General features: G+C 43.8%; 10 protein-coding genes. 4 read left to right on the plus strand and 6 right to left on the minus strand.

Going from position 1 to position 12,299, the window contains the following annotated elements:
- Positions 1-124 precede the first annotated feature (124 nt).
- From hemG to AAFX28_RS08685, 3 genes are read right to left on the minus strand one after another with little or no spacing between them, the layout of a single operon-like run.
- Complete coding sequence (gene hemG / locus AAFX28_RS08675; RefSeq protein ID WP_408687086.1) at positions 125-652, minus strand: menaquinone-dependent protoporphyrinogen IX dehydrogenase; 528 nt, start codon at positions 650-652, stop codon at positions 125-127.
- Positions 653-661: 9 nt separating this feature from the next.
- Entirely contained in the window at positions 662-2,119 is a 1,458-nt protein-coding gene (locus AAFX28_RS08680; RefSeq protein ID WP_408687087.1) for a TrkH family potassium uptake protein, read from the minus strand.
- Between the two features lie 45 nt (positions 2,120-2,164).
- Positions 2,165-2,788 (minus strand): YigZ family protein, encoded by a 624-nt coding sequence (locus AAFX28_RS08685; protein ID WP_408687088.1) that lies wholly within the window; start codon positions 2,786-2,788, stop codon positions 2,165-2,167.
- Positions 2,789-3,057: 269 nt separating this feature from the next.
- Between AAFX28_RS08685 and fadB the strand changes: the two genes are divergently transcribed.
- Positions 3,058-5,229: a fatty acid oxidation complex subunit alpha FadB gene (gene fadB, locus AAFX28_RS08690; protein ID WP_408687089.1), complete on the plus strand. Its 2,172-nt coding sequence runs from the start codon at positions 3,058-3,060 to the stop codon at positions 5,227-5,229.
- Positions 5,230-5,243: 14 nt separating this feature from the next.
- Complete coding sequence (gene fadA / locus AAFX28_RS08695) at positions 5,244-6,419, plus strand: acetyl-CoA C-acyltransferase FadA (protein WP_408687090.1); 1,176 nt, start codon at positions 5,244-5,246, stop codon at positions 6,417-6,419.
- A gap of 66 nt (positions 6,420-6,485) precedes the next feature.
- Here fadA and AAFX28_RS08700 read toward each other — a convergent pair whose 3' ends face one another.
- Together AAFX28_RS08700 and punR are read right to left on the minus strand one after the other, a co-directional pair.
- Complete coding sequence (locus AAFX28_RS08700; RefSeq protein WP_408690846.1) at positions 6,486-8,159, minus strand: GGDEF domain-containing protein; 1,674 nt, start codon at positions 8,157-8,159, stop codon at positions 6,486-6,488.
- 201 nt (positions 8,160-8,360) lie between these two features.
- Positions 8,361-9,266 carry a DNA-binding transcriptional activator PunR gene (gene punR, locus AAFX28_RS08705; RefSeq protein ID WP_408687091.1) on the minus strand — a complete coding sequence of 302 codons (906 nt, stop codon included), beginning with the start codon at positions 9,264-9,266 and terminating at the stop codon, positions 8,361-8,363.
- Between the two features lie 151 nt (positions 9,267-9,417).
- Between punR and punC the strand changes: the two genes are divergently transcribed.
- Positions 9,418-10,617, plus strand: coding sequence for a purine nucleoside transporter PunC (punC, locus tag AAFX28_RS08710; protein WP_408687092.1), 1,200 nt, complete (start codon positions 9,418-9,420; stop codon positions 10,615-10,617).
- A gap of 56 nt (positions 10,618-10,673) precedes the next feature.
- Here the strand turns inward: punC and AAFX28_RS08715 are convergent, their stop codons facing one another.
- Complete coding sequence (locus AAFX28_RS08715; RefSeq protein ID WP_408687093.1) at positions 10,674-11,450, minus strand: transporter substrate-binding domain-containing protein; 777 nt, start codon at positions 11,448-11,450, stop codon at positions 10,674-10,676.
- A 91-nt stretch (positions 11,451-11,541) separates the two neighbouring features.
- On the opposite strand from AAFX28_RS08715, the gene AAFX28_RS08720 reads away from it, so the two are divergent.
- Positions 11,542-12,282, plus strand: a complete 741-nt coding sequence (locus AAFX28_RS08720) for an amino acid ABC transporter permease (protein ID WP_408687094.1) — start codon at positions 11,542-11,544, stop codon at positions 12,280-12,282.
- Positions 12,283-12,299: the final 17 nt, after the last annotated feature.

Below are 12,299 nucleotides of genomic sequence, written 5' to 3' on the forward strand. Positions count from 1 at the left end.
CGTGTCAGCGAGGGGGCATTATAGAGATCGGAATCATCTTGGCAACCCCTTTTTTGCGTTTTTTCTTACTTTTTTATTGTTCGATTAAAAAACACCCTAAAGAGGATAAAAAAACATCTTTCCTTTACATTTTTACAAACTTTTCGGCAAATACAGTTACTTTTTCCCAGTTAGTATACTCGACTTCCTTCGTTGTATCCGTTTCCCCACCAGTCATAGTCATGATGAACTTAATCATTGTTTTATCAAACCAGTTGTAACGGGGGTAATAAAGTGCACCCGCAAATACGCCAATCAGGCTCGGCTGCCAAGGAGACTTCTTAAGAAACGTTCTTATATATGCACTCCCTTCCGGTGTGTCTTTGCCTTGGTCCTCTTTTCGAGCAGTAAGGTTGACGCAAAAGAACGCCACTTTATTGCTTTCTAGCTGCTGTTGATGCTTATCAATAAACTGGTAAAGCTTTTTATTGAGATGGCCATAACGAATAGATGCACCTATAAGGACTCTCTCGTATTGAGATAAGTCAATATCAGTGACAGAGTGTAAATCAACTACCTCACACTCAAGCGTTTGTAGCTTCTCTTCTATATAGGTAAGTATCTTTTTAGTTTGCCCTTCACGGCTAGAGTATAAGAATAGAGCTTTTGCCACGGAATCTCCTTAGCTACGCCAAAAGGTCGGCGTAAGTAATATTAAAAGGGTAAAAATTTCTAGCCGCCCAAACAGCATCGAAACTATTAACACCCACTTAGCTTTATCGTTCACATCGCCAAAGTGCAGTGCGACCTCCCCTAACCCCGGACCTAAGTTATTCAATGTTGCCGCGACTGCAGAAAAAGCACTTAGCTCATCCATTCCTGTTGCAATTAGACCCAGCATACATACAACAAAAACTAAGGCGTAAGCAGAGAAGAACCCCCATACAGCATCAACAACTCGCTGTGACAGCGCCGTACCACCAACTTTAATGGTATAGACAGCTCTTGGGTGAACAAGACGCTTTAATTCACGAGCACCTTGCAAAGTTAGTAGTAATATACGGATAACCTTCATACCACCTCCGGTAGAACCAGCACATCCACCAATAAAAGAAGAGAATAGAAGCAATACTGGTAAAAACAGTGGCCACTCCGAAAAACCCGTGGTGGTGAAACCCGCCGTCGTTGATATGGATACGGTTTGGAACAACGCCTGATCAAACGCGTCATACACAGAGTTGTAAGAGTGGTGATTAAGTAATATGAGGAAGCAAACCAAGAACAATAGTGCTTGGATAAAAATAAACGCGCGAAACTCTGGGTCTTTCCAGTAATATTTCGGATGTACACCGCCTGAAGCAAACGCGGCAAAGTGCAGTGAGTAGTTACATGCAGAAATCAACAGGAAAACAACAGTAATCATATTGATCGCATAACTATCGAAATACCCCATACTCGCATCATGAGTAGAGAAACCGCCTATCGCGATTGTAGAGAAACTATGACTTATCGCGTCAAACGGCGTCATGCCCGCAAGCCAAAAAGCTAAAGCACAAGCAATAGTCAGACTAAGGTAGATATACCATAAAGCTTTTGCCGTTTCGGCGATCCTTGGGGTCATCTTGGAGTCTTTTACTGGCCCAGGGATCTCGGCACGATATAACTGCATACCACCGATACCTAGGACAGGTAAAATAGCAACAGCAAGAACAATGATCCCCATGCCACCGAACCACTGCAGGAACTGACGATAGAAAAGAATAGCTTTAGGTAGGTCATCTAACCCAACAATAACCGTTGCACCAGTGGTCGTTAACGCAGAAAAGGATTCAAAAAAAGCATCAGTCACTGAGACATTGGGATTGTCAGCGATAAGAAAAGGTAACGAGCCTGCACTACCTAGTACGGTCCAAAATAGAACAACAATTAGAAAGCCATCACGTGCTTTTAGCTCATGCTTATACCGGCGATTTGGAAACCAACAGACGGCACCACAAAAAAGTAATACAAAAAAAGTTGTGACAAAAGGAACGCCAGCACCATCTCTATAGATCAGTGCTACCAATGCCGGAGCAAGCATAGAGATACTAAATAAGGCGAGTAACAGCCCTACGATGCGAATAATAGAACGAAATTGCATGAATAGATGATGTATGAAGCGTAGCTTCCGACTTCCTGATTATCTTTATACTTGATCCAAAGCGGTAATGTTTACCTTGGCGCCACTTTTATTAGTAATAGTTTGAGAAAAATCGCTCACTTGGCGTACTTCTATTTCCACTACCATCTTTACCAGCTCACTATATTCAGCACTGATTTCTTGAACACCAAATTGCGGGAATAGAGACTGAACGATAGGCATAAAGCCATAGTCTAACTCCAGTAGTAGATTTGTGGTTATTTTTTTCTCAATTGTTTGAAGCGTCTTTAATGCTTGTTGCACACCACCACCATACGCTTTGACTAATCCACCCGTCCCTAATTTAATTCCACCAGAATATCGAGTGACTACCGCTGTAATCTCACCAACTCCCGAGCCAGATAATTGCGCTAAGATAGGTTTCCCTGCAGTGCCTGATGGCTCTCCATCATCACTAAGGCCCCACTTCATTGAATCTTCAGGTCGACCTGCGACAAATCCCCAGCAATTATGCCTTGCATCAGAATGCTTCAATTTAATTTGCTCAACAAAAGCTTTTGCTGCTTCGATAGAGGGCGTATGGGCAAGATAAGTAATAAAGACACTTTTCTTTATTTCTTCTTCAAATTGAGTTGGTTGTGCTGGAACCAAATAAGGCTGGTCATTCATGGTGTTGTTTCATTTTGCGCAATGGTTGCAGTGTAGCATGAGAGTAATTTCTGCGTCGCCTAAGATCTGAACAAGCGCACAATGTTAAACACTTGTTTAAAAAATGTATTGAATTTAACCAATGACCCGTCCAAACTACAATAACTGGTCTAACCAGAACAAAAAATAAAACGACTTTCCTTTATATCTATTTGCTGCATTACATGGCCCTTCGCCCGCATCAAATGGGTATACAGACAATCCAAGATTGTATGTCATGGAGATAGACAATGATTTACCAAGCCGAAACCCTACAGGTAAAGGAAGTACAAGATGGTATTGCGGAGCTAAGCTTCTGCTCTCCAAAATCCGTAAACAAGCTCGACCTAGCAACACTAGAGTCACTCGATAAAGCTCTTGATGCCTTAACTGAACACCAAGAACTAAAAGGTCTGATGCTCACCTCTGATAAAGACACCTTTATTGTTGGCGCAGACATTACTGAGTTCCTAGGTCTTTTCGCAAAAACAAATGCAGAGCTTGATCAGTGGTTGAAATTTGCCAATAGCATTTTCAATAAACTAGAAGACTTGCCCGTTCCGACCATTTCAGTCCTAAAAGGCCACACTTTAGGTGGCGGTTGTGAGTGTGTACTTGCAACAGACATGCGTATTGGTGATAAAACCACCAGCATCGGTCTACCAGAAACGAAACTGGGTATTATGCCTGGCTTCGGTGGCTGTGTTCGTCTACCGCGTGTTATCGGTGCCGATAGCGCAATGGAAGTAATCACCCAAGGTAAAGCATGCCGTGCCGATGAAGCATTAAAAATCGGTCTTTTAGATGCGGTTGTTGAAACCGACTCTCTATACGAATCAGCACTGCAAACACTGACATCAGCAATCAATGAGAAGCTAGACTGGCAAACTCGTCGTAAGCAAAAGACATCACCTCTAACGCTAAGTAAGCTTGAATCAATGATGAGCTTCACCATGGCGAAAGGCTTAGTTGCACAAAAAGCAGGCCCTCACTACCCGGCTCCAATGGCAGCAGTCATCACCATTGAGCAAGGCGCTCGCTTCGCTCGTAACGAAGCTCTAGATGTTGAACGTAAGCACTTTGTTACGCTTGCTAAGTCAGAAGAAGCGAAATCTCTGGTTGGCTTATTCTTGAACGACCAATACATCAAAGGCCTTGCGAAAAAATCGGCTAAATCGGCGAGTAAAGATACTGAGCGTGCAGCTGTGCTTGGTGCGGGTATCATGGGCGGCGGTATCGCTTACCAATCTGCGCTCAAAGGCGTGCCGGTATTGATGAAAGATATCGCTCAACCATCACTTGATTTAGGTATGACAGAAGCATCTAAACTACTTAATAAACGTTTATCTCGCGGTCGTATTGATGGCTTTAAGATGGCTGGTATTTTAGCGTCTATCACACCGAGTCTACATTACGCAGGGATCGAAGAATCAGACGTGATTGTTGAAGCCGTAGTAGAAAATCCGAAAGTAAAAGCGGCAGTTTTGAGTGAAGTAGAGGCTCATGTAGGTGACGATACGGTTATCACCTCAAACACCTCAACGATTCCAATCAATTTATTAGCGAAATCACTAAAACGCCCAGAAAACTTCTGTGGTATGCACTTCTTTAATCCAGTGCATCGTATGCCTCTTGTTGAAATTATTCGCGGTGAACACACCTCTGACGAAACCATTAATCGAGTTGTCGCTTACGCAGCGAAAATGGGTAAATCACCAATTGTCGTTAACGACTGCCCAGGATTTTTCGTTAACCGCGTATTGTTCCCATACTTTGGTGGTTTCAGCATGCTACTTCGTGACGGTGCAGACTTTACTAAAATCGACAAAATCATGGAGCGTAAGTTTGGCTGGCCAATGGGACCGGCGTACCTACTCGATGTTGTTGGCATTGATACCGCTCATCATGCACAAGCCGTAATGGCACAAGGTTTCCCTGAACGTATGGGTAAACAAGGCCGTGATGCGATCGACGCCCTTTTTGAAGCCGACAAATATGGTCAGAAGAATGGCAATGGTTTCTACAGCTACACCATCGATAGAAAAGGTAAGCCTAAGAAGACCTTCTCAGAAGAAATCTTGCCAGTACTTGCTGACGTTTGTACCGATAAACAGGACTTTGACGATCAAACCATCATTCAACGCATGATGATTCCGATGATCAACGAAGTAGTGTTATGTCTACAAGAGGGCATCATTGCCACACCTCAAGAAGCAGACATGGCGCTAGTTTACGGTCTTGGTTTCCCTCCATTCCGTGGCGGTGTATTCCGTTACCTAGATAGCGTAGGTATTGCTGAGTTCGTAGCAATGGCGCAACAGTACTCAGAGCTAGGTGCTATGTACCACGTACCGCAAATGCTGATTGATATGGCGGAGAAAGGCGAAAGCTTTTACGGCGCACAACAGCAAGGTTCTATCTAAGGAGGGATTCTAAAATGACTAATCAAACAAGAAATGTTGTCGTAGTCGATTGTCTACGTACTCCAATGGGTCGCTCTAAAGGTGGTGCTTTCCGTCATACACGAGCAGAGGATCTGTCTGCGCGCTTGATGAAAGGTATTCTGGCGCGTAACCCACAAGTTAACCCAAGTGAAATTGAAGATATCTACTGGGGTTGTGTACAACAAACACTAGAGCAAGGCTTTAACGTAGCTCGTAATGCTGCTCTGCTTGCAGGTCTGCCGATTGAAATTGGTGCAGTTACTGTTAACCGTCTGTGTGGCTCTTCGATGCAAGCTCTGCATGATGGTACACGCGCTATCATGACAGGTGATGCAGAAATCTGCTTGATAGGCGGTGTTGAACACATGGGTCATGTACCAATGAACCACGGCGTTGACTTCCATCCTGGTATGTCAAAAACGGTTGCTAAGGCCGCTGGTATGATGGGCTTAACCGCTGAGATGCTAGGTAAACTGCATGGTATTAGCCGAGAGCAGCAAGACGAGTTTGCCGCACGTTCTCACGCTCGAGCACACGCCGCAACGGTAGAAGGTCGATTTAAAAACGAAATCCTTCCAATCGAAGGGCACGCTGCAGACGGTACGCTATTTACTCTAGATCATGATGAAGTGATTCGTCCTGAAACTTCAGTAGAAGGTTTGTCTCAACTTCACCCTGTGTTCGATCCAGCAAACGGCACGGTAACAGCTGGTACATCATCGGCACTATCTGATGGTGCATCAGCAATGTTGATCATGAGTGAAGAGAAAGCCAATGAACTTGGCTTGAAGATTCGCGCACGCATTAAAGGCATGGCGATTGCTGGTTGCGATCCTTCCATCATGGGTTACGGGCCAGTTCCTGCGACACAGAAAGCGCTCAAACGTGCCGGTGTATCCATTGAAGATATGGATGTTATTGAGCTAAACGAAGCATTTGCAGCTCAATCTCTGCCATGTGCCAAAGACCTAGGTCTGCTTGATGTGATGGATGAGAAGGTCAACCTTAACGGTGGCGCAATTGCACTGGGTCACCCGCTTGGCTGCTCTGGTTCCCGAATCTCGACGACGCTGATCAACCTAATGGAAGCAAAAGATGCTAAATACGGTCTGGCAACCATGTGTATCGGTTTAGGTCAGGGCATTGCAACCGTGTTTGAACGCCCGTAACTATCTGACGCTCAGTAAACAAAAATGCCCGCGTAAATGCGGGCATTTTTCTAATTCTTACAATGACTAAGCAGGGGCTTCTTCACTTTTTTCTTCAACTATCTCTTGCTGCTCTGAAGTAGACATAAACTCTGCCAACTCAAGCTCAAGTAGTTCCGTATCTGTCTTAGTATGTTTGTATTGTAGGTGATTAACCACTCGACTACGACCAAGGTCTTTCGCCATATAGAGCGCTTTATCTGCCATTTTTACCAAAGATTCAGAATCAGACGCTGGTTGTGGGAATGACGCAACACCAATCGAAACCCCTAATTGCCCAAGCGATAAACCTTTATGTTCCAAATGCATCGCACGCACTTCTTGGCAAATTTGTTCTGCAAACATAGTAGCCGCTTCAACATCATAACCAGGAAGAAGAATGGCAAGCTCTTCACCACCAAGGCGGAAGGCAACTTCATCATCTTTAACTGAGTTCTTAAGTAACAAGCTAATCTCTTTTAAGACATAATCACCTGCATCATGACCGAAGTTGTCGTTGAAGCGCTTGAAATGATCCAGATCTAGCATCAGTAACGATATTTCATAATCCCCACTACTAGAGTTCATGGTTAAATCAGCCAATTTCTGCTCAAAGAAGCGACGGTTAAATAGTCCAGTAAGTGGGTCACTCAATGCTTGTGAACGGAGTTTCTCTTGCAGGTTAAGGTTCGCTAGTGCTAGCCCTAAATGCTCACCGACACTGAACGCTAATTGCTCTGTTATAGCATCAATCTTCACATCACCTTGACCAAAGTAGAGGTGCATAATACCAATCGTATTACCATGAGCAGTCAGCGGGATACACAAAGTTTGGTTATTTTCTATCTCCCCCATATGGCCACAGGAGAGCGAATGAAAGTCATCATTAGAGAGGTGGACTCGTCCCTTTCTTAGAGACCAGCACTCATCAGGAGAGAAAGCATGACTTCCTACCCATGGTTCACCCCAGTCCAATTGAGTCAGCAATTGGTTTCGTGAGGAACGCATCAAAGAGACACTACCATTAACATTACCTAAAATTCTCGGCAATATATCCGATACGATCTTTTGTGCTTCAACCATGTTGTTACACGCAGCGAGCATATTAGCTAAGCGGTGCATTAATTCTATTTCATGAGTACGCTGGCGAATCCGCTCATCTTGCTTCTTTTGCTCTTCTTCCACTTTGAGATTGATTTGTCGATTACTGACATAAGATGTTCCAATCAAAAAGCTTAAACTGAGCAGAACCATACCAACTAAGATAGTCATCAACTGAGAGTTCATCTGCTTTAATTGATACATAGGGGAAGAGATAACAACAACATAATCGCTACCATTCACACTCTCTTTAACCGCATGATAAATACGATCGGTCGAAGTGACTGTACTAAAGCGAACATCGCTACCACTCCCCGTTTCAATCGCTTGAATAAACTCGGGGCGATTGCCGTGGTTTTCAACATTTGCCAGAGCGTGATCAGATAAATCAGTATCACCGATAACCATACCGTCAGTAGCGATTACTTGGATACGTAGACTAGGACTAGCTTGTGTTAAGTCACCAATATAATTATCAACATCGAGATCTGGAGTAAAAGAACCGCTATCTTCTCTGATTTCATAGATAACATCTGACATCAGTGAAGTTAAACGGTCACTTTCATTTTCAACCACCAGCTTCTCTAGGGTCACATAGAACCCATACAAACCCAGTAGCATCGATATCGATAGGATGACGATGGGCAATATTTGCCATTTTGTATCGACAATTCTCACAAGCCACTCATTAAACATTTACAGAACAATAGTCCAAATACTAACAATGTTTATACAAAACTCAATTAACAATTTGTGGTTATTTATCTAGTATTGCTTCATTGTCACATTACGCACTTAGTTGAACTAGTTTCTTGGCATGTATTAACCCGCTCGAATCCAATCTTGATGAAGCTGGTCACTCGAACCAAGATAGTTAACCATCCATTCAATCATTTTATGGTTATCATCTTTACGCCATACCAAGCAACATTGACTCAGGGGTTTATCTTCCGGTAATACCTTTTCGACAAGCGTTCCTTCCGTAATGAGTGGTTGAGCAATATGGCGTGGCATATAGCCCACTCCAATACCGTTTTTCAAACACTCGATCGCGCTGTACCAGTTCGGCAATAGCAACCTTCGCTGCTGAGGGTAATGGCCAGTATGTCTTTTCGGTAGCACACTAGAAGTGTCATCTAAGCAAATGGCCGGAAACTGACTAACAAAAGCTTCATTTAAATGTTGCTCACGGACACATGGATGAGCAGGAGACATAACAAACGCCCAATCAAGAACGCCCATATCTCTAACTTCAAAGTCTCCACCAATAGGAATAGCAGACGTGGCACCGATAACGATGTCAGCACGCTCTTGAGCAATCGCTTCCCATGAGCCATTAAAGACTTCCATATTGATCTGCAATTCTGCGAACTCAAACTTTTGATAGAAGCTCTCAACCATTGGCTTGAGCTTGTCTAATTTAACGACATTGTCGAGCGTTAGTTTTAACGTTGATTGCCAGCCTTGAGCCGCTCGGCGTGTTTGGGACTTTAAGTCTTCCATTTGCCTCAATAACATCCGAGCTTCTGCAATGAACAACTCCCCTGCAGGTGTGAGCTCGACCTTACGCGGTAAACGACGAAACAATACAACGTCCAGTTCTTGTTCTACCTGCCTAACTCCATAGCTGATTGCAGATGGAACTTTATGCAACACATCAGCTGCTGCGGTAAAGCTACCGAGCCTCGCGACTGTATCAAGCATTTCTAGCGAAGATTTTGAGAACATAGCTCACCCATCAAAAAATTTGATTAATAACCTACAATTTTAGCGTTTCTAATTAAATAAATCGAAAAATAGAATAGTAGGGCAAATAAATCAGGGTTAGCGCTAACTGATACTGAGTAATTAATGATTAAATAATTTGATTGGAAAAATCATGACCATTTCTAAACTACAACTCATTTACCTCGCAGCACTTTCCATGCTCGGTTTTATTGCGACCGATATGTACTTACCTGCATTTAAAGCAATGGAAATAGACTTCGCAACTGGCCCAGAGTATATCGCACTTTCATTAACCGTTTTTCTCGTTGGTATGGCAGTAGGACAGCTACTATGGGGCCTAGCTTCAGATAAGTTTGGGCACCGAAATACTCTCGCAGCTGGTTTAGCACTATTTACGGTTGCATCGTTTGGCTTAGCATTTAGCGATCAAGTATGGCAGTTGCTATCACTACGCTTTGTACAAGCTATTGGCGTGTGTGCTCCAGCCGTTATTTGGCAAGCTATGGTGATTAAGCGCTACTCTAGCCAGAGTCAGCAAATATTTGCAACGATAATGCCGTTAGTGGCGCTATCACCTGCTCTTGCTCCTCAGCTTGGCGTTCTATTGGCTGATAGTTTTGGTTGGCACAGCATTTTTGTTGCGTTAACAGTAATGGGTGTCCTACTAGTGGCGGTCACCATGGCTCAAAAAGACCAACCGGATCAGCCAAAATCAACGTCAGTATCTGCCGATATCAAAGCGCTTCTTCGCTCTAAGACCTATCTTGGTAATGTATTAATGTTTGCCACTGCCTCAGCTGCTTTTTTTGCTTACCTAACAGGGATGCCAGAGATCATGGCTCAGCTGGGTTATGAAGCAAAAGATATAGGTTTGAGCTTTATCCCTCAGACTATCGCTTTCATGCTTGGCGGTTACCTAGGTAAAGTATCAGTGAAGAAATATGGTGATGAGAAAGTGCTGCGCCAGCTAATCGGGCTGTTTAGCGTTGCTTCCCTACTCATATTTATCGCCTCTCAATGGACGCTTACGTCTATCTGGCCAATACTTGCTCCGTTCTGCTTAATTGCGGTCGCTAACGGTGCTCTCTACCCAATCGTCGTAAACCGAGCATTGGCGAGTGCGCAACAGAGTCCCGCCACAGCTGCAGGGTTACAAAATAGTTTACAGATCTGTGTCAGCAGCCTATCGAGTGCTCTAGTCGCCGCAATGGCAAGTCAGGCGCAAATGGTAACAGGTATTGCGATTGTGATTTGTATGGGTGGATTGTGGATTGGATACATAGTGTCTAATCGTGAACTGTCTCAGCACTTCATGACACCTGACAACTCAAGAGTGGTCGGTGATGAATAAATAAGCAAAGAGCCGCTGATGCGGCTCTTTTTAGCTTCAATAAGATAAGTAAGTAGTTACAAACTCTTCAGCCCCCACTTTTCAGCAGTTTTTTTAAAGAAGCCTTGAGTTTTCTTGAGCTCCACCCAGTGATTCAGATAGTTAATCCAAACCTGATCATCCTGTGGAAGCAACATCGCAATTGGCGTTGGTTTGCGTGGATCTTTAACCGGAACGATGGCCAATTGATTAAACTTTTCCACCAACGTTGCAGCCTCTACATTTGAAGTCACCGAGACATCAGCTCTGCGTGCAAGTAGCTCTTGGAAATCACGCGCAGGGGCTTCAATGACCACGTGCTGTGCAGATGGAAAGAACTCTTTCACCATCTTTTCTTGTACTGTACCTAGCGTTGCCGCTACTTTTATTTCAGCTTTGTCAAAGTCACTCCAATCGGAGAACTTTTCTAAATCTTTTTTCTGTACCACAGGAACAAACGCCAAGTAGAAGTATGGCTGACTGTAGCCTGCTACTTTGGCACGCGACATATTAAGCGAAGCGCTACCAGTAATGTCGTACTTATTAGCGGTAATCCCGTTTACCAGCGTTTTCCAATCCGTCGCAACGTATTCAACTTTTACACCAAGATCCTTCGCCAGCTCCGTGGTTACATCTATATCAAAACCACGATAACTATTAGTTGCTGGATCCTTCATTGTCATCGGATTCCAATCCCCAGTAGTGCCAACACGTAGCACTCCTTTATCTAGGATTTGGTGTAAACGACTGGTTTCAGCCATGACCTGACCTATTGAAAGTAAGCACAACCCAAGTGCTAATATGTACTTGTTCATTATATCTTCCCTAAAGTTATTACGAATTAAGTCCGTTCATTGCTAACATAGCAGCATCAAACGGATTTTTTTAGTCAATACAAGGTGTAATGTGACTTCTCGTTATCTATTGCTTAGTTCACTGCTACTTCTCACCGGCTGCTCGGATTATCAATGGGGTTGGTACGTTCTTGACCCAACAACCGATCAAGGCCAAACCAACCTATGGTTTCTAGTCGCAGGTTTTAGCGACACAATTCAAGTCTCTCTGCTGAGTATGCTATTTGCCATGACGCTCGGGCTAATCATCGCATTACCTGCGCTTTCACCTATCAAATACTTGCGTGCTATCAACAGAATCTATGTAGAAAGCGTGCGATCTGTTCCTGTGCTCGTTCTGCTACTGTGGGTTTACTATGGTATGCCGACTTTATTGGACATCTCGTTAGATCACTTCTGGGCAGGAGTGATCGCTCTAACTATCGCGGAAAGTGCCTTTATGGCTGAAGTATTTCGTGGGGGAATTCAAGCCATCAGTCGCGGCCAACATGAAGCTGCTGAGTCACTCGGTTTGAATTACTGGCAGAAGATGCGTCTAGTGATTTTTCCACAAGCATTTCGACAAATCTTACCGCCGTTGGGGAACCAGTTTGTTTACATTCTTAAAATGAGTTCACTGGTCAGTGTGATTGGTCTCAGTGACCTAACCCGTCGTGCCAACGAGTTAGTGGTAAATGAGTACTTACCTTTAGAGATTTATACCTTCCTTGTCTTAGAATATTTAGTGCTAATTCTTTTAGTCTCTCAAGCCGTTCGTTGGTTAGAAAAACGAGTCGCTATTCCTAGCCATTAACTCGATTTCCAATGTAG

The sequence above is a fragment of the Vibrio sp. TBV020 genome (assembly GCF_046056895.1).
In the GTDB taxonomy this organism is placed as follows: domain Bacteria; phylum Pseudomonadota; class Gammaproteobacteria; order Enterobacterales; family Vibrionaceae; genus Vibrio.